20 protein-coding genes, 1 tRNA gene and 1 pseudogene are annotated in these 17572 nt (G+C 63.4%); 9 read left to right on the top strand and 13 right to left on the bottom strand.

All coding sequences use genetic code 11. The annotated features are described in order from the left end of the window. From K0F86_RS22795 to K0F86_RS22770, 7 genes and pseudogenes are all read right to left on the bottom strand, one after another. Positions 1-224 (bottom strand): annotated as a pseudogene (locus K0F86_RS22795) (hypothetical protein); the annotation flags it as partial. 258 nt (positions 225-482) lie between these two features. Continuing rightward, positions 483-932: an SAM hydroxide adenosyltransferase gene (locus tag K0F86_RS27735; RefSeq protein WP_257572317.1), complete on the bottom strand. Its 450-nt coding sequence runs from the start codon at positions 930-932 to the stop codon at positions 483-485. Continuing rightward, on the bottom strand, positions 883-1422 hold the full coding sequence (locus tag K0F86_RS27730) for an S-adenosyl-l-methionine hydroxide adenosyltransferase family protein (RefSeq protein ID WP_257572316.1): 540 nt from the start codon (positions 1420-1422) through the stop codon (positions 883-885). Before K0F86_RS27730 ends, K0F86_RS27735 begins: the two co-directional genes overlap by 50 nt. 18 nt (positions 1423-1440) lie before the next feature. After that, the gene (locus K0F86_RS22785) at positions 1441-3948 is read right to left on the bottom strand and encodes a TonB-dependent siderophore receptor (RefSeq protein WP_257572315.1); all 2508 of its coding nucleotides are present in this window, start codon (positions 3946-3948) and stop codon (positions 1441-1443) included. 112 nt (positions 3949-4060) lie between these two features. Then, positions 4061-4939 (bottom strand): NAD(P)H-hydrate dehydratase, encoded by an 879-nt coding sequence (locus K0F86_RS22780; protein ID WP_219136439.1) that lies wholly within the window; start codon positions 4937-4939, stop codon positions 4061-4063. Between the two features lie 17 nt (positions 4940-4956). Beyond that, the gene (locus tag K0F86_RS22775; protein WP_219136438.1) at positions 4957-5721 is read right to left on the bottom strand and encodes a histidine phosphatase family protein; all 765 of its coding nucleotides are present in this window, start codon (positions 5719-5721) and stop codon (positions 4957-4959) included. Between the two features lie 80 nt (positions 5722-5801). Continuing rightward, positions 5802-7202, bottom strand: a complete 1401-nt coding sequence (locus tag K0F86_RS22770) for an L-cystine transporter (RefSeq protein WP_219136437.1) — start codon at positions 7200-7202, stop codon at positions 5802-5804. A gap of 262 nt (positions 7203-7464) precedes the next feature. Between K0F86_RS22770 and K0F86_RS22765 the strand changes: the two genes are divergently transcribed. The 3 genes from K0F86_RS22765 (at position 7465) to K0F86_RS22755 (ending at position 8833) form a co-directional block, all read left to right on the top strand. Continuing rightward, complete coding sequence (locus K0F86_RS22765) at positions 7465-7842, top strand: nuclear transport factor 2 family protein (RefSeq protein ID WP_219136436.1); 378 nt, start codon at positions 7465-7467, stop codon at positions 7840-7842. Positions 7843-7852: 10 nt separating this feature from the next. Then, positions 7853-8242: a hypothetical protein gene (locus tag K0F86_RS22760; protein ID WP_219136435.1), complete on the top strand. Its 390-nt coding sequence runs from the start codon at positions 7853-7855 to the stop codon at positions 8240-8242. 129 nt (positions 8243-8371) lie between these two features. Further along, positions 8372-8833, top strand: a complete 462-nt coding sequence (locus K0F86_RS22755) for a hypothetical protein (protein ID WP_219136434.1) — start codon at positions 8372-8374, stop codon at positions 8831-8833. A gap of 12 nt (positions 8834-8845) precedes the next feature. On the opposite strand, the gene K0F86_RS22750 is transcribed toward K0F86_RS22755, so the two are convergent. Together K0F86_RS22750 and K0F86_RS22745 are read right to left on the bottom strand one after the other, a co-directional pair. Then, complete coding sequence (locus tag K0F86_RS22750) at positions 8846-9439, bottom strand: YigZ family protein (RefSeq protein WP_219136433.1); 594 nt, start codon at positions 9437-9439, stop codon at positions 8846-8848. 57 nt (positions 9440-9496) lie between these two features. Beyond that, positions 9497-9763: a hypothetical protein gene (locus K0F86_RS22745; protein ID WP_219136432.1), complete on the bottom strand. Its 267-nt coding sequence runs from the start codon at positions 9761-9763 to the stop codon at positions 9497-9499. A gap of 66 nt (positions 9764-9829) precedes the next feature. Here K0F86_RS22745 and K0F86_RS22740 point away from each other — a divergent pair, with 66 nt between their 5' ends. Beyond that, complete coding sequence (locus K0F86_RS22740) at positions 9830-10624, top strand: helix-turn-helix domain-containing protein (RefSeq protein WP_219136431.1); 795 nt, start codon at positions 9830-9832, stop codon at positions 10622-10624. 52 nt (positions 10625-10676) lie between these two features. Next, positions 10677-11876, top strand: coding sequence for an endonuclease NucS domain-containing protein (locus tag K0F86_RS22735; protein WP_219136430.1), 1200 nt, complete (start codon positions 10677-10679; stop codon positions 11874-11876). A gap of 172 nt (positions 11877-12048) precedes the next feature. Here the strand turns inward: K0F86_RS22735 and K0F86_RS22730 are convergent. Next, a tRNA-Lys gene (locus K0F86_RS22730) sits at positions 12049-12124 on the bottom strand. 119 nt (positions 12125-12243) lie between these two features. On the opposite strand from K0F86_RS22730, the gene K0F86_RS22725 reads away from it, so the two are divergent. Together K0F86_RS22725 and K0F86_RS22720 are read left to right on the top strand one after the other, a co-directional pair. Then, complete coding sequence (locus K0F86_RS22725; RefSeq protein ID WP_219136429.1) at positions 12244-12702, top strand: MarR family winged helix-turn-helix transcriptional regulator; 459 nt, start codon at positions 12244-12246, stop codon at positions 12700-12702. Further along, positions 12699-14186 (top strand): MDR family MFS transporter, encoded by a 1488-nt coding sequence (locus K0F86_RS22720; RefSeq protein WP_257572313.1) that lies wholly within the window; start codon positions 12699-12701, stop codon positions 14184-14186. The genes K0F86_RS22725 and K0F86_RS22720 overlap by 4 nt, the downstream gene beginning before the upstream one ends. Here the strand turns inward: K0F86_RS22720 and K0F86_RS22715 are convergent. Then, positions 14180-15268 carry an NADH:flavin oxidoreductase/NADH oxidase gene (locus tag K0F86_RS22715; RefSeq protein WP_219136428.1) on the bottom strand — a complete coding sequence of 363 codons (1089 nt, stop codon included), beginning with the start codon at positions 15266-15268 and terminating at the stop codon, positions 14180-14182. The genes K0F86_RS22720 and K0F86_RS22715 overlap by 7 nt on opposite strands. A 106-nt stretch (positions 15269-15374) precedes the next feature. Between K0F86_RS22715 and K0F86_RS22710 the strand changes: the two genes are divergently transcribed. After that, positions 15375-15716, top strand: coding sequence for a helix-turn-helix transcriptional regulator (locus K0F86_RS22710; protein ID WP_219136427.1), 342 nt, complete (start codon positions 15375-15377; stop codon positions 15714-15716). 122 nt (positions 15717-15838) lie between these two features. Next, positions 15839-16969 (top strand): acyltransferase, encoded by a 1131-nt coding sequence (locus tag K0F86_RS22705; protein ID WP_219136426.1) that lies wholly within the window; start codon positions 15839-15841, stop codon positions 16967-16969. A gap of 29 nt (positions 16970-16998) precedes the next feature. Here K0F86_RS22705 and K0F86_RS22700 read toward each other — a convergent pair whose 3' ends face one another. Further along, the gene (locus K0F86_RS22700; protein WP_257572312.1) at positions 16999-17271 is read right to left on the bottom strand and encodes a type II toxin-antitoxin system RelE/ParE family toxin; all 273 of its coding nucleotides are present in this window, start codon (positions 17269-17271) and stop codon (positions 16999-17001) included. Beyond that, the coding region (locus tag K0F86_RS27865) for a hypothetical protein (RefSeq protein WP_306823221.1) at positions 17240-17572 on the bottom strand (333 nt) is incomplete at its 5' end. The genes K0F86_RS22700 and K0F86_RS27865, both read right to left, overlap by 32 nt.

Below are 17572 nucleotides of genomic sequence, written 5' to 3'. Positions count from 1 at the left end.
GTGGTGCCCGGTGCAACGGATGGTGTGGCGGGCGTGATGGCGTCCGGCGTGGTGGTGCCGCTGGTGCCCGAGGTGCCGCTGCCGCCCGTGTCTGGCGTGGTGGCGGGCGTAGCTGGCGTGGCCGTGGTGGTGGACTCATTGTGCTTGTTGCAGCCGCCCAGCAGCGCGCACACGATGGCGGTGCCGAGGACAAGCTTGCTGGTGCTAGGGAGTGGAGCCGTCATGATTGTTCCTTTCTCGTTGGAAAGCTGTCGTGGTGATCCTAACTGCCAGACGGCCTGCCACAGCGCGGGCAGGCTGTCATAGCAAGGCTGGCATCGCTTGCAACATTTAGAGTAGGCAGGTGCGTGCAGGTTCACCGGATTTACAAATCAGCGGCCATCGGCGGGAGCAGGGGCGATCCGTTTTGACATGGCGCAAGCGCGCCACGTGAACGAGAAAGAAAGGGCCAGGACAGGACGTCCCGGCCGCGGGCGAGGGGTTTATTTGACGACAGGGGCCTTGCTCACTTCCACTTCCCAATCCACGCCCGAGGCGACATGGTGTTGGGCGGCAAAGTCACCCTGGCTGATGGCGACGGCCACGTCGAGCAGGCTGTTCAGGTAGACCAGGGGCTTGCCCTTGGCGACGCCGCCAAACGTGTGCTCGAATGGCGCCGTGACCTTGGCCACTTGCTTACCCTTGTGCAAGATGCGTACTTGCAGCGGGTCATGCAGTTTCACCTGCAATTCATCGAGCAGCGATTTCGGAATATTCGTCCACACATTGCCATATTTCACGTCCAGCACGGGCACGATGCCGCGGATGGTATTGCCGTCGCGTACAGGTTTTTGATACGCGATCTTCACCACGGATTCGCTCGGCAATGGCGGGCCCACCTGTTCATACGTGATGGCGCCCGAGGCCAGGCGCGCACCNGGCCAGGCGCGCACCGACATACGCGTACACGTCGCGGCCATGGAAGGTGTACGACTCGCTCGATCCCGCCAGGCGGTTGACCTTTTCATCGATTTCGCGCAATTCGGCCACGCCGTCGCGCTCGGCGATCAGCGTGAACAGGCCGTTGTCCGGCCCTACGAAGTAGCGGCCACCCTTGGTTTTCAGCACCACCGACTTGCGATTGGTACCCACGCCAGGATCGATGACGGAGACGAACACCGTGCCTTGCGGCCAATAATTGGCCGTCTGGTACAGGCGGTAGGCGCCCAGCCAGATGTCGTAATCGGGAATCTGGTGCGTCAGGTCCGAGATGGTGAGCTTGGGATCGACGCCATAGGCGACGCCATGCATGGCGGACACGGCGCCGTCGGCCGTGCCGAAGTCCGTCATCAGCACCAGCGGTGCGGCAGCCTGGGCGGGTGACAGCAGGAGGGCGCTCAGGCAGGCGCCGGCGACGAGGTGGGAGATGCGTTTGATGATCATGATTTATCCTTGTCCGTGTCAGAACGTGTAGCTTAATTTAGCGTAAAAGTAGGCGCCATTGACGCCGATGGGGTTGATGAAATTGTAGGGCAGGGCGCCGCCATACGTGGCGTTATTCGTTTCGCGTACGCGCTGCGGATAGCGGTCGAGGATATTGTTGCCGCCCACGCTCAGGGTCAGTTGCTTGCTCAGTTTCAATTGGCCTTCCAGGTCCAGCGACCAGACGGCGCCGAAACGCTGTGCGGGAATGCCGTCGATCAGGGGCGCATCGCTGTCGTACGAAAAATCTTTCAGCTCGCCAAAGCGCGTGGCGCGCGCCTGCACGCCCCAGCCGGCCGCCTGCCAGTCGGCACCCAGGATCAATTTACTGGTCGGTGACGCATGTTTGATACGGAACAAACTCGTCTCCGTCAGCAGACTCAGACTGGGATCGATGCTGCTCAATGCGGTGGAACTCTGGCGCACCTTGTCGAGACTGGTCTTGTTCAGGTTTAGCGCCGCGTTCAGGTTCAGTTTGCCTGACGTGAAGGCCAGGTCGTGGTTCAACACCACGTCCAGGCCTTTTGTGCGCGTGTCGAGCAGGTTGGCCAGGTAGGCCACGGACTGGATGTCGCTGCGGCCATTGGCGGCCAGGTAGCCGGTGACTGCGTCGCTTTGCAAGTCGCTCGAACGCGTGATGCGGTCGCGGATGCGGATCACGTAGGCATCCACCGTCACGCTGGTGGCGGCCGCCGGTTTCCATGCCAGGCCCAGGGAAACGTTGGTCGACTTTTCCGGTTTCAGCTGTTGCGCGCCGAAGCTGCGCGCCAGCGGGTCGCTGGCCGGCAGCAGGGCCGCCGTTTGCAGGGCCGTGCCATCGGCATTGAAGTTCAAGGTCGCGAAGCGGAAGCCCGTCTGCACGAGGGCCGGCGCGCGGAAGCTGTTCGACAGCGAGCCGCGCACGAGGAAATTCTCCGTCACTTTGTAGCGCGTGGACAGCTTGCCCGTGCTGGCGCTGCCGAAGTCGCTGTAGCGGGAATAGCGGGCGGCGGCGCCCACCAGCAGGCGCGGCGTGAGGTCGCTTTCCACGTCCGCATACACGGAGCGGATCTGCCGGCTGCCGTCATAGGCGTCGGACGGGCGCAAGCCCGGCCCCGCCTGTGCGCCCGGTGGCGCATCGGTAAAATTGCCGGCCGCATACGAAGCGGGGTCGCCGGCCGAGCTTTGGTACGTTTCGCGCATCCATTCGGCGCCCACCGCCAGGCTCAAGGGGGCGGGCAAACCGATGTCGAGGCTGCGCGTGGCATCGAGGTTCAGGGCGTCCTGGCGGAAGTCGAAGCCGGCCAGGTGGAAACTGGTGGGGCTGGCCGCGCCCAGCGAAGCGTTGACGGAGTGGCTCACACCGTAGTCAAAGCGGTCGCTGCCGTGGCGCGCGCTGGCGTCCCAGTTCCACTCGCCCGCACTGCCGCGCACGCCGGCCACGATGCTGAGGTCGCGCTTGTCGCCGTTGGTGACGGGGCGGTAGCCGTGCGGATACAGGGCCGGCACATTCGACGGGTCGCCCGGGTAGCGGAAGTAGGCGCTGCCGTCCGATGTGCGTTCGTTGAGGGTGGCAAACGAGTACAGGTCGAGGCCATTCGCCAGGGTGAGCTGGGTGTTGTAGAACAAATAGTTGTTGCGCTGGCGCGAGTCGCCGGACTTGAACACCACCTTGCCGTCGAGCGCCTGGTCGGCCGGCGTGAAGTTGTAGGAAGTCCAGCCCGCGTCGCTGGGACCGGCCCGTTCCGTGGGCGAGCGGCGCCGCGTTTCCGCGCCGAAGCGGAAGAACCCCGCTTCGCCCAGCGGCACGCCATAGTCGGCGTTGACGATGACGGTCTGGCCATCCGTCAGGGTTTGATCGGTCGGGGCGAAATGCGTGTGGTTGGCGCCATAGCTGACGGAAGCGGCGCCGCCCGTGCGCGCCTTTTTCAGCACGATGTTGATGACGCCCGCCACGGCGTCGCTGCCGTACTGGGCGCCCGCGCCGTCGCGCAGGATTTCGATGTGGTCGATGGCGTTCGGGGGAATGGCGTTGATGTCGACCGGCACGGTGCCGGCAAAGCTGCTTTCCGTGTCGAGCACGGCGCTCGTGTGGCGGCGCTTGCCGTTGATCAGCACCAGCACCTGGTCGGGCGCGAGGCCCCGCAACTGGATGCCGCGCACGGAGTCCGACGCGCCGCTCGATTCGATGCGGGGGAAGTTGATCGACGGCGACAGGTTTTGCAGGGCCGCGCCCACGTCGCCCGAGGCCAGCGCGTTGCTCACTTCGCGGGCGCCGAAACGGTCGATGGGCACGCTGCTGTCGAACACCGTGCGGTTGCGCGCGCGCGAGCCGACGACGGTGACCTGGTCGATGCTGGCGCCGGCCGTTTCATTGGCGCTGCCGGTGGTGGCTTGCGCTTCTTGTGCCCAAGCGGAGGCTGCGCCCAGCATGGCGCAGGCCAGCACGATGGCGCGCAGCGGCATGGCGGGAAGGGAAGGCGTGGCGTATGAGTGGCGCGGATACAAGGCGGTGTCCTTTGGGCTCGATTAGTGTCGGTGTGGAAACAGTTGCCATGAGCTTAAGGGAGGCGCCCGCCAGCACTAACGATTCTTTCTGGATATGCTTATGCTGTTGTTTTTATGCCGCCAGATTGCGCAGCAGCGCAGGCAACTCGGCCGGGATTTCGCGCGCCAGGTAGCCGAGGATGCCGAAGCGCAGGGCCAGCTGTTCGCCCGCCAGCGCATGCAGGGCGATGCCCCAGGCGCACGCCTGCTCCAACGGCGCGCCGCGCGCGGCCAGGCCCGTGATGATGCCGGCCAGGGTGTCGCCGGAACCGGAAATGGCCAGGCCGATGTTGCCGCCCGCGTGCGTCCAGCTGCTGCCATCGGGCATGGCGATGACGGTCAGCGCACCCTTCAGGGCGACGATGGCGTGCCAGCGCCGCGCCGCTTCCACGGCACAGGCGTGCGGGTCGGCCAGCACGGCGTCTTTCGACAGGCCCATGAGCTGGGCCAGCTCTCCCGCGTGCGGCGTCAGCAGCACGGGCCGCTCAAAATGGAAGTGTGCCGGCTGGTGCACGACCTGCATGGCGCGGGCGTCAAGAATCAGGCGGCTGTCGGAAAACAGGGGCAGCAGGTGGCGCATCAGTTCGCAACTGGCGGCCGTGTCGCACATGCCCGGCCCGACGAGGACGGCATCGACCTTGCCGGCCAGCGGCGCCAGCTGGTGCCGTGCCTCGTGGCGGAAGCCGCCCAGCGCCGTTTCGTCCAGGCCGATGACCCGCGCCTCGGGCATGGCGATGGCCACCTGCGCCGCCACCGACGCGCCCGTCGCCAGGGTCAGCTTGCCAGCGCCCGCGCGCAGGGCGGCCGTGGCCGCCAGCACGATGGCGCCCGGCATCTCTTCGGAGCCGGCGACGATCAGCAGGTGGCCGCGCACCTCTTTGTCGCCGTCTGGCTGGGGCATGGGCAGGGGCCAGGAGCGCAGCAGGGAAGGGGTGATGGCGGTGGCGTCCATGCATAGACTCCCAAGTGTCAGGATTTCGGCGCGGCCGGCATGTCGGGCTGGGCCGTGACGGGGGTGCCGGCCGCTTCCAGCGGCGCGACGAAGTTGCACAGGTCCAGTTGCAGCTTGCCGTGCCTGCCCAGGGCGGGATTGAAGGCGTATGAAGTGACGCCGCAGTTGGGCACGTCGGCCGCCTTGTCGATGGCCAGGATGGCGTGCTCGTCGCAGCGCTCCAGCAGGTAGCGGAAGCAGTTGACGATGACCTGGTGGCCGACGATCAGCACCCGTTCGCCCCGGTACTCGCGGGTGATGGTGTCGAGCACGCTGCGCAGGCGCAGGATGACGTCGCACCAGCTTTCGCCGCCCGGCGGGCGGAAGTAAAACTTGCCCACGTGCTGGCGCTGCTCGTGCAATTCCGGGTACTTGCTGGCGATGCCGTGCACGGTCAGGCGGTCGAGGATGCCGAATTCCTTTTCGCGCAGGCGCTCGTCGGCCACCACGGAAGCGAGGCTGTCCGCATCAATGCGCGCCAGCACGGCTTGCGCCGTTTGCTGCGCCCGCACGTACGGCGAATACAGCACGACGGTCGGTTGTTGTTCAGGGGGGAGGGTGGCGAACCAGTCGCCCAGGGCTTGCGCCTGGCGCGCCCCCAGATCGGACAGGGGGACGTCGACATCGCGTTCGGCGATGGCGATCAATAACTGTTTTTCCGCTTCGGCGGCATCGCGCGCCACGTTGCCGGCACTTTGGCCGTGACGCACGATCCAGATTTGCTGCGGCCATTTTTGTTCCATCGCCTTGCGCCTTCCTCCGTATTGATTGCGATTCAATATAGACGAAAGCGGCAAGGCGCGGCGCGCCGCTCGATAGCTTCCTAGGCGGCGTGTTCCGCCTCGTCCAGGTCGGGCGCATCGTCGCTGTTGTAGACGGCCAGGTCGGTTTGTCCCATGACCCGGCTGGTGACGGTGCCGGCCGTGATCGAGCCGCTCACGTTCAGGGCCGTGCGGCCCATGTCGATCAGCGGTTCGACGGAGATCAGCAAGCCGGCCAGCGCGACGGGCAAGTCCATGGCCGACAGCACGATCAGCGCGGCAAACGTGGCGCCGCCGCCCACGCCGGCCACGCCAACGGAACCGATGGTGATGATGGCCAGCAGCGGCAGCAGGAAGCTGACGGTGAACGGGTCGACGCCGACGGTGGGGGCGATCATCACGGCCAGCATGGCCGGATAGATGCCCGCGCAGCCGTTCTGGCCGATGGTCGAGCCGAACGAGGCGGCGAAGTTGGCGATGCCTTCCGGCGTGCCCAGGCGCTGGGTTTGCGTCTGCACGCTCATCGGGATCGAACCGGCGCTCGTGCGCGAGGTAAACGCGAAAGCCAGCACGGGAAAGACTTTTTTCACGAAGCGCAGCGGGTTCAGGCCCACGCCGGCGATGATGGCCAGGTGTACCAGGAACATCAATATCAGCGCGCTGTACGAGGCGACGACGAAGTTGATCAGCTTTAAAATGTCCGTGTAGCTCGACGACGCCACCACCTCAAACATCAGCGCGAACACGCCGTACGGCGTCAGGCGCAGCACCAGGGTGACCATGCGCATGACGATGGCGTGCGCCACTTTCATGAAGTGCTCGAAGGACGCGAAGATTTCCGGCTTTTTCGCCGCGATGCCCGTGGCCGAGATGCCGATGAAGATGGAAAACACCACCACGGCGATGGTCGACGTCTTGCGCGCGCCCGTCATGTCGAGGAAGGGGTTGGTCGGCACGAAGCTCACCAGCAGTTTCGGCAGGGACAGGGCTTTTGCCGTTTCCAGCGAGCCTTGCAACTGCACGCCACGCGCCACTTCGGCCGCGCTCGAGGTCAGGCCCACGGCCGTCAGGCCGAACAGCTTGGCCATCAGGATGCCCAGCGCGGCGGCGATCGTGGTGGTAATGAGCAAGGTGCCGATGGTCAGCGCGCTGATCTTGCCCAGCGAACTCGCGTCCTTGAGCTTCAGGATGGCGGAAATGATGGAGACCATGATCAGCGGCATGATGATCATCTGCAGCAGTTTGACGTAGCCGCTGCCGACGATGTCGATGTATTCATTGGTGCCCGCGATGATGGGCGAGCCGGCGCCATACAGCGCTTGCACGGCCGCACCGAGCAGCACGCCCAGGCCCAGGCCCGTGAAGACGCGCACGGTAAACGTCGCGTGTTTGCGTTGCTGGTGGAACATGAAGGCGAAGACGAGCAACGCAACGAGCAGGTTCAGAATGATGTTAATTGCCATGAAGGGGCCTTATCTTGGTTTTATTCGAGACTGCAGGGGGTAAATGCAACTTTGCCACAGTGAATATTTGCGACAGCCCGGTGCGGAAGGGCAAGCACTGTACAGTACTATGGTGGCGTTTTGCGCAATACCGCTGCGAATATTACGCTATATGAATATGCTCCACAGGCATAAGTCTTCCGGCGGATTGTGAAAAACCCGATTTCATGCCAGCATGTTTTGCCTATTTATCAATGTCGTGCCAATTATTTGAAGGAAAAAGATGAATGCTTTAACGGAAGTACAGGTACTCGATGCGGAAGAGCGCTTGCGCCTGGCCATGATGGCCTCCGACGTGGCTGTACTGAATCAGTTGCTGGCCGATGACCTGTTGTTTACCAATCACCTGGGGCACTTGCTGAGCAAGCATGCGGACCTGGCGGCGCACGAGCAGCGCCTGCTGACCATCACGGACTTGCGCGCCTCCGAGCGCCATGTGCGCATCAACGGCAACGTGGCCGTGGTGTCCGTGCGCATGCAACTGACGGGCAGTTATCACGACGTGGAAACGCATGGCGACTTCCGTTTTACGCGCGTGTGGGCGCAGGACGCGGCCGGCGCGCTGCAAGTGACCGCCGCCCATTCGGGCGTCGTGGCATAGGGGAGAGGTAGTGGATCATCGTTCCAAAGGGCAGCTGCTTGAAGCTATCATCGCCGCCGGCCCGGCCACCCTGGCCATCACGGGCGGCTATCCCGTGCTGCTGTACAACCTGGTGCGCACCTGGGCCGACGCCCCTGGCGACCATGCCCTGGCCGCGCTGCTGCTGACGGGCGGCCTGTGGGCCTTGCTGGAATTCTGGCGCATCGCGCTGGCGACGGTGGCGCGCAAGGCATATGCGTTCAACTGGCGCTTCTGGCTGGCCATCGCCGCTTTTCTTGCCTGCTTCGTGCGTTTCGTGCCGGATATGCCGGCCGGACTGATGCTGCTGTTGCTGGTGTTGCCGGCACTGGCGTGGACCCATTTCATTTTGCTGCAGGTCAAACGTCCGCGCGGCGCTTGAGTTTCGCACAAGCATTGCAAGCCGTGGCAAGATCGTTATGCCACGGCCCTTGGACATCGATATAATCATTCCCGCATGCATGGCAAACGGCATGCTTGGCGCAACTTCTCTTATTTTGAAAGAATTTCGATGAAAGCTCTCTTTTTGCTGCTGTTCGTATCGGGCGCGGCCCTGGCCGATGATGCTGCCATGTTGCAATGCCGTTCGCTGGCTGATATCGCCAGCCGCGTGAAATGCTATGACGCCATTCCTCTGGGCGCCGCCGCGTCCATCGCCCCCGTTACTGCGGTGCCGACCGCGCAGCAGCGCGAGCAAAGCTTTGGCATGGAAACGGTCAAGGCGCCCAAGGCAGCCGAGCCGGAAGAAAACAAGTCGATCAGCAGCAGCATCGCCGGCAAGTTCGATGGCTGGAGCGGCAACGAATTGATCAAATTGAGCAATGGCCAGGTCTGGCGCATCGTCGATGGCAGCTCCGCCGTGCTGGCGCCGCAGAACAATCCCAAGGTGACGCTCGAACGCAATTTCATCGGCACCTTCTTCCTGAAGATCGAAGGCACGAACAACTCGCCCAAGGTGCGCCGCGTGCAATAAGTTGCGCCAGTCTCAGTCCTCGGCGTCAAGCCAGACGATGCGGCCATTGCCCGCCTCATGCAGATGGGCCAGCAGCGCTGTGGCCGCCGTTTCAGGCAGGCTGAAGTCGAACAGCACATGCTCGCCGTGTTCCACGTTCAGCAAGGTGGCGCCGGCGCCATCGAGTTCGCGGCGCAGCATGCCTTCCATTGCATACGGCACCGTGCAGCGCAAGGTGCGCTGGCGCACGATGGCCGTTTTTTCCGCCTGCAACAACGCTTGCGCCACACTATCCGTGTAGGCGCGCACCAGGCCGCCCGCGCCCAGCTTGATCCCGCCAAAGTAGCGCACGACGGTCGCCAGCACGCCTTCCAGATCCTGGTGGCGCAGCACGTCGAGCATGGGTCGCCCGGCCGTGCCGCTCGGTTCACCATCATCGACGGCCGCCGACTGCCCGCCCGCCAGCAGCGCCCAGCACACATGGCATGCCCCCGGATGCTGCGCCTTCAAGGCATTGACCACCTGCTGCGCGCTGGCGCGGTCCGTCATCGGCTGCACGCAACCGATGAAACGGCTTTTCTTGATGATCAGTTCGCTGTGGACGGGGGTGGCAATGGTAAACGGCATGGCGGGTGCGAGGGCGGGTAAAGCAGCATGATAGAGGAAATGCGCGCCGGGCACGAGTCAGCCCGGGCAAGCGGCGGAAGCGGACACCAGTTCGCGCAGCGCAGAATCGCGCACTTGCACAATGTCGAACAGGCCCAGCGCGTGCAGGGCGGGCAGGGCGTCGAGGATGTCGCGCTCGGCGATGGCCTTGTCGTCGATGCCGCTGGACTCGTCCAGCCATAGCCGGGCATTGGCGAGGAAGGCGCCCACCGTGCCCTTGCGCACGGTGACACCGTTGAACTGGCCCTGGTTTTGTTGATCGGCTAATACGTCTTCTGCGCGCATGGTGAACTCCGTCAAAATGGAAAGACTCCACTGTATGATGGAGGAACTGTCTTGCCTGCGGTGTTTATGTCATTCGATACGTCAAATCCACCAATTTTTGCAGCGTCGCCGCTGCGCGCCATGCGCATTGCCCAGCCGCAGGAACGGGTGACGCCGCCGCATCGCCATGCCAGCGGCCAGCTGTTCGGCGCGATGCGGGGCTTGCTCTCCGTTACCGCCGACAGCGGCCAGTGGGTGGTGCCGGCCAGCCACTGCGTGTGGATGCCGCCCCATCATATGCACGCGCTGCGTTCGCACGGCCCGTTTGCGGGCTGGAGCGTGTACGTGGACGAGGCCAGCTGCGCTGGCTTGCCCGCCGCGCCTTGCGTGATACGTGTCTCGGGCTTGCTGCGCGAGGCGGTGGGCCGCGCCAGCGCCTGGGGCGACGGCGCGCCGGACGCGCGGCAGGCCAGGGTGGCGGGCGTGATCCTCGACGAAATCGCCGCCGCGCCGCACGAATCCTTCGGCTTGCCCCTGCCCTCGGACCCGCGCCTGCTGCGCGTGGCGCGCGCCGTGCTCGATGACCTGGCCGATGAGCGGGGCGTGGAAGTGCTGGCCGCCTGGGCCGGTGTCTCGCCGCGCACCCTGGCGCGCCGTTTCACGGCCGAGACAGGATTTACGCCCTCTGCCTGGCGCCAGCGCGCCCGCATCCTGCGCGCCCTGGAACTGCTTGCGGCCGGCCAGCCCGTGACGACGATTGCGCTGGACCTGGGCTACGACACCGTTAGCGCCTTCATTGCCATGTTCAAGCGAGTGATGGGCGTGACGCCGGGAAGGTATGGAGATGGTGATGGTAGTCAATCGAGCCATATCGGTATTTGATAAGGCGCAACTTGCTGCAAATAGAGGCGACCAAGGCTGAAATCGTGTGCGAATGGCGGACTTGATCCCGGTCGTGCGTCTGTTAAGGTTTTCGCTGAGCAACATCGGACTTGTGTCCCAGAATCCAATACAATTTGACGATTTGATTAATTCAAGGCAAAAGATGACCATTCGTACATCGTTATGGAGGGTTGGGGCGCAGCCTCAACAGTTGGTGGAATCATTGTTGGCGAGTGAACGTTTGCTCGAAGAGATGATTATTTCATCTCCTAAATTGTTGTCCGACGAATGGTTGCTGATTGGGCGACAGGAGGATACGGGATACGGTGGGCGCATCGATCTGCTGGCGATAGCTCCAGATGGGGCGCTGGTACTCATTGAAATCAAGCGGAATCGAACGCCACGTGAAGTTGTTGCCCAAGCCTTGGACTATGCAAGCTGGGTTCAAACACTGCACGCAGACGACATAGCCCGCATCTTTGGACGGTTCGCGCCTGGAAAGAGCTTGGCGCACGAGTTCCGAGTGCGCTTCGGACATGATCTTGACGAGGACTCGCTGAACGGCAGTCATCAGATTGTTATTGTCGCTGGATCTCTAGACGATAGTACCGAGCGGATCATCACGTATCTTAGCGAGCGGGATATCGCAATAAACGTACTGTGCTTTCAAGTCTTCACAATTGGCACAGATCAACTCATAAGCCGTGCGTGGCTGCATGACCCCCTGCAAGCGCAGGTGATCGCCTCGACAGCGCCAGTAGGGCCTGTAGAGCCGTGGAATGGCGAGTTCTATCATTCTTTTGGGGCGGGTACTGGCACGAGATCCTGGGATGATGCGCTTGAGTATGGATTCATATGCGGTGGTGGTGGCGTGTGGTACAGCCGAACCTTGAAACAACTCAATCCTGGCGACCGAGTTTGGGTCAATGTACCTGGGGCTGGATATGTCGGCGTAGGGTGCGTTACAGGCAACATGCAGTCTGCGCTCGACTTCAATGTCTCCACTCCTAATGGCGAAAGGCCGGTTCTCGATACCGCGAAGCGCGGTACATACCATGCAGAGTTCCGCAACGATCCCGAGCAGTGCGAGTATTTTGTTCCGGTTCGTTGGTTGCAAACGGTTCCGTTAAACCGTGCAGTGCAGGAGATCGGCCTGTTCGGAAACCAGAACACAATTTGCAGGCCGACCACTCCGAAGTGGCGCTCCACTGTGGAGCGGTTGAAGGATTTTTTTCCAGCGTTCGACAAGTAGGAGAAGCCGCGAAGTAGGTTATCGCAAAGGATTTATTACAGAAGGCCGGTCGCTATTGATTGGAATAGATCAACAAACAAAAATATTCCCGATGGGGAATATTTTTCATATATGGACGCAAAAAAGGGCTACGCGCCGAAGCGGGTAGCCCTTATCTGTACTGCTAAATTCTTGGTAGGCCGTGCGGGATTCGAACCTGCGACCAACGGATTAAAAGTCCGCTGCTCTACCAGCTGAGCTAACGACCCAAGGGCGGCTATTATGACGGCCAATGGCGGTTTTGGGAAGGGCGGGGATGGAAAAAACCTTGCATGACCCTCGTGCACGGTCTAATATGGATAGATAGCCTACCTATTTATATGATCCCATGCCCACTACCGAAAACCTTCCCATCCCCGAACGCGCGCTGGCGCTGTCCGATGACTTGCGCGTGGCGTTCAAGCGCCTGCTGCGTTCCATGCAGCGCGAAGGGGGCGAGCTGGAAGGCAATGTATCGATGATGCAATACATGCTGCTGGCGCTGATCCATGAGCAACCGGGCATCGGCGTGGCCGCGCTGGCGCGGCTGCAGAATGTGCGCGGGCCGACCGTCAGTGCGCAGGTCAAGTCGCTCGAAGAAGCGGGACTGGTCGAGCGCGGCGCGCCCGATCCGCAAGATCGGCGCCGCTCGGGCCTGCAGGTCTCCGCGCAAGGCATGGCCATGCTCGAGACCGTGCGCGCGCGCCGCCGCGATGCGCTGGCGCGGCGCATCGCCCGCTTGTCGCCGCAGCAGATCGACGCGTTGGCGGCCGCCATGCAGCCACTGCTTGAGATCGGCCAGACATGAGCGGCCACGATCACACCACCGACGTGGCCAAACCAATCACCGAGCGCGAAGTGCGCGCCATCTATCTGGGCTTGATGGCCGTGCTGGGCCTCGGTGCGCTGGACCAGAGCATCGTCGCCACGGCCTTGCCGCGCATCGTCGACGACCTGGGCGGCATGGCGCATCTGTCGTGGGTGGTGACGGCGTATGTGCTGGCGTCGACGGCCACCATGCCGCTGTACGGCAAGCTGGCCGACCAGTACGGCCGCCGCCCGATGATCTTCACTGCCTTGCTGACCTTTTTGCTCGGTTCCGTGCTGTGCGGGCTGGCGCAGAACATGACGGAACTGATCATCTTCCGCGCCATCCAGGGCCTCGGTGCGGGCGGCTTCATGCCGCTGGCGCAAATCATCATCGGCGACATCGTGCCGCCCGCAGAGCGGGGCAAGCGGCAGGGCATGGTGCCCATCGTGTTTGCCGTCACCAGCGTGCTGGGCCCGGTGCTGGGCGGCGTCATCACGGATGCCCTGTCGTGGCACTGGATTTTCTATGTCAACCTGCCCATCGGCGCGGCCGCCTTTGTCATCATCGCGCGCGCCATGCGCAAGCCGGCGCGCACGCATGCGCACCAGATCGACTACCTGGGGTCTGCGCTGCTGACGGGCGCCATCACGGCGGCCTTGCTGGTGCTGGCGCTGGGCGGCACGGAGTGGCCGTGGAATTCCTTCGCCATCAAGGTGTGCGGCGGCGTCGCGCTGCTGCTGGGTATCTGGCTGGCCTTCCACGTGGGCAGGGTGGACGAACCCGTGCTGCCGCCCGACTTGTTCGAAAACCGCACTTTCAATATCGCCAGCCTGGTGATGGCCATGACTTTCATGGGCTTGATGGGCGCCAGCGTCTTCTTCCCCCTGTTCTTCCAGCTGGTGATGGGCACCAGTCCCGCCGAATCGGGCGTGATGACGGTGGCGATGATGGTGGGGCTGGTGGCGTCGTCGATGTTCAACGGCCGCGTGCTGTCGCGCTCGGGCAAGTACAAGATGGTGCAGGTGGCGGGGCTGGGCGTGGCGGTCGTGTCGTTTGCCGTGCTGGCCTGGGCCATGGCAACGTCGCGCGGCTACTGGATCATCGAGCCGGCCATCTTCTTCCTCGGCACGGGGCTGGGACTGGTGATGCCGAACATGACGATCGCCGTGCAAAATGCCTTGCCCCTGGCGCGCCGCGGCGTGGGCACGGCCATGCTGGCCTTTTTCCGCTCGCTGGGCGGCTTGCTGGGCGTGACGGCGTCCGGCGCCATCCTGGCGCACCAGTTGCACAAACACGGCGTGGAAGCCGTGTCGGCGCTCGGTGCGCAGGCGGCGGCGCAGACGGTGGAAGTCTACCGCCACGCGATCGCCAGCGTGTTTGGCGCTGGCGCCGTGCTGCTGCTAGTGGGACTGCTCTTCCTGCTGTTCTTGCCGGAACTGCCCCTGGAGGGGCATCCGGCAACGGTCAAGGATGATCAATAGCGTTCCAGCCAGTGCGCATACGGCGCCGGCAGGGTCCACGAGGCGCGTTCCACGCCGAGTTCCTTGGCGGCAAAGTATGCCCAGTGCGGATTGGCCAGGTGCGCCTTGCCCACCATCACCACGTCCAGCTGTTCTTCCTTGACGACGCGCTCGGCGATGGCCGGCGTGCCGAAGCCCCAGGCGGACGAGACGGGCACGCCCGCTTCGCGGCGCACGCGCTCGGCAATCGGACCCATGAAGGCCGGGCCCCACGGAATCGACACGTCGGGAATGGTAAAGCCCATGCTGACGCTGAGCATATCCATGCCGGCATCCTTGAACTGGCGCACCAGGCCGATCGATTCGAGCAGGGTTTGCTCATCGCGGCCGTCGAATTCCAGCACGCCGAAGCGGATGGTCAGCGGCAGGTGCTCGGGCCACACGGCACGCACGGCTTTCAATGTTTCCAGCAGGAAGCGGCTGCGGTTTTCCACGCTGCCGCCATAGATGTCGTCGCGCTGGTTCGCGTGGGACGAGAAAAAGCTTTGTGCCAGATAACCGTGGGCGAAGTGCAGTTCCAGCCACTCGAAGCCCACTTCACGCGCGCGAATGGCCGCGTCGACGAAGTTCTGTTGCACGCGGGCGATATCGTCGAGGTCCATGGCACGCGGCACTTTCGGCAGGCCGCCGCCAAAGGCGATGGCGGACGGGGCGATGGTTTGCCAGCCGCGCGCATCGCCTTCAGTGATATGGTCGTCGCCTTCCCATGGGCGGTTGGCGCTGGCCTTGCGGCCCGCGTGGGCGATCTGGATGCCGGGCACGGAGCCGGCCGCCTTGATGGCTTTCACGACGGGCACGAAGGCTTGCGCCAGATCATCGTTCCAGATGCCCGTGCAGCCGGGCGTGATGCGGCCTTCCGGTGCCACGGCCGTCGCTTCGACGATCACCAGGCCCGCGCCGCCACGCGCCATGCCCGCATAATGCGACAGATGCCAGTCGTTGGCCTGGCCATCGACGGCCATGTACTGGCACATGGGCGGCACGGCGATGCGGTTGCGCAGGGTGATGTCTTTAAGACTGAATGGTTGGAAGAGGGCGGACATGGTGGCCTTTGTGTGTGTTGATGGAAAAGTGGGGAGATGCTGATTCGGTAGTTCGTAAATATTCGAAGAATGGAATTAGTATAGCGCATGCTGTATGATTCTGCTCATGCGTCCACACAAACATCCTCCCGCCAGCGAATTCGTGCTCGAAAGAGTGCTGTATGCCCTGAGCGATTCCATCCGCCTCGACATCGTGCGCCACCTGGCCCGCGTGGAGGCGGCCGCGTGCGGCGACCTCGATGGCGGGCGGCCGAAGTCGACCGTCTCCCACCATTTCAAGGTCTTGCGCGAAGCGGGCCTCGTCTACACGGAAAACGCGGGCACGACGCACATGAATACCTTGCGCCGCGCCGATATCGAGAGCCGTTTTCCTGGCTTGCTCGATGCCATTCTGGCGCAGCAGCCCTTGGCCGCCGAGGCGCCGGAAGCGGAAAAGCCGGCGGCTTAGCCGCCTGCCGTACCCCGCCATTTGCCAGGCTCGGCTATGATGTCGGCCTTTCGGTAAATCCCCGGCCGCGCGCCTGTTGCGCGAAGGGCCGGCGACACTACCTGGCATGGCAAGGGATGGGAATGACGGCAGTAGCAGCGGTATCACAGGCGGACCTGGAGCATCGTCCGCAGTTTGGCTGGATCAATGGTTTAAAGGCGGGCGCGGCGCAATTGATCGTGTTGCATCACCTGGCGTTTTACGGCCCCATGTCCGATTACGTGCGTCCCCTGTGGCCCGCGTTGCTGGACTGGTTGGGCGGCAGCGCGCGCATCGCCGTGCAAGTGTTTCTCGTCATCGGCGGCTTCCTGGTCGCCAAATCCCTCTCGCCCTCCGGTCGTCCCGGCATCGCTACCCCCTTGCAGGCCGTCTGGCGCCGCTATGCCAAGCTGGCGCCGCCTTTCCTGGCCGCGACCTTGCTCGCCGCCGTCCTTACGCCTGTGGCCGGCATCTGGATGCTGCACGATTCCATGTCGGCCGCCGTCACCTTGGGCCAGCTGAGCGCCCATGCCTTGCTGCTGCACGGCGTGCTGGGCTATGAATCGCTGTCGGCCGGCGCCTGGTACGTGGCCATCGATTTCCAGTTGTACCTGCTGTCGGTATCGCTGCTGTGGCTGGGCGGCTGCCTGGCGGGCCAGCGGCGCATGGGCTGGCTGATGCCGCTGGCCGTCACCGTGGGCATCACCTTTTCCTTGCTGTATTTCAATCTCGACGCGGGCTGGGACAACTGGGCGCCGTATTTCTTCGGCAGCTATGGCCTGGGACTCATGGCCTGGTGGGCCAGCGACCCCAGGCGCAAGCCCGGTGCCATGGTCGCGCTCATGGTCATGGCCGCCGTGCCCGTGCTGCTGGCCCTGGCCGTCGACTACCGCAGCCGCATCGCCCTGGCGCTGATCGTCGCCTGCGCGCTGTTCCTGTTCGGCCGTGCCCGTACGCCCGCGCAGGGTGGCGCCTGGAACATCATCAACGCCCTGGGGCGCATCTCGTATGCCGTCTTCCTCGTCCACTTTCCCGTCAGCCTGCTGGTGAATGCCTTGTTTACCTCTTATGTCCCATTGGAACCGGCCTGGCAGGCGCTGGGCATGCTGACCGCCTGGGTTGCCAGCCTGGCGGCCGGCGCCGCGTTTCACCGCTGGGTGGAGGTGCCGCTGGGACGGATGATGGGCGGTGTGGTGGCGCAGCTGGCCGGGAGGCCGGCGCTGGTGTCGCGTTAACGACCGGTTTCCGGTATGCCGGGAGGGGCTCAGGGATATGGTTGTCGTGTGTGCAGGACGGCAAGAATTTCTATCGCCGTTGCTGCAACCCGATATTCGACGACATAGTTTGGGTGGGCAAGCAGTTCGCGCGTGCCTGAAACTCTTCCAGGTCGGTATAAATGGGGAAGTTGGGAGATGGCGTTGTCGATGCCGTTGTAAAGCTGCAGCGCTGCCGGCTGGTTACGCTGCGCGATGTACGTGAGTATCGCGGTCAAATCTTCCTGCGCTTCAACCTTCCATTGAATCGGCAGCATGGTCATCAGGCCCGGCTGCGACGATTTTCTTCAGTTGCGCCATGACAGTGTCATGTGGGCGGGCAGGGCGGTCATCATTCAGTGACGCCAATACCTTGGCGCGAAACCAGTGGTCATAGGTTTCGGCGGCTTCCGTCGTCTCAAATGCGGACGTGGTCGAGGGCAGGGTGGTGCTCATGATGGTCTGATTATACGACAGCCCGACAAAGCTGTATCGCGGGTGATAAGGCATTTGATTTGCGTCAGGAATGGCATCCGTGCAAGTGATGCCGCACAAAAAAAAAGCCAACCGCGAACGGTTGGCTTC

Source organism: Janthinobacterium sp. UMAB-60 (assembly GCF_900095235.1).
In the GTDB taxonomy this organism is placed as follows: Bacteria; Pseudomonadota; Gammaproteobacteria; order Burkholderiales; family Burkholderiaceae_D; genus Janthinobacterium.
Note: the sequence above shows the minus strand (reverse complement) of the source record. Positions and strands in the feature narration are given on the sequence as shown.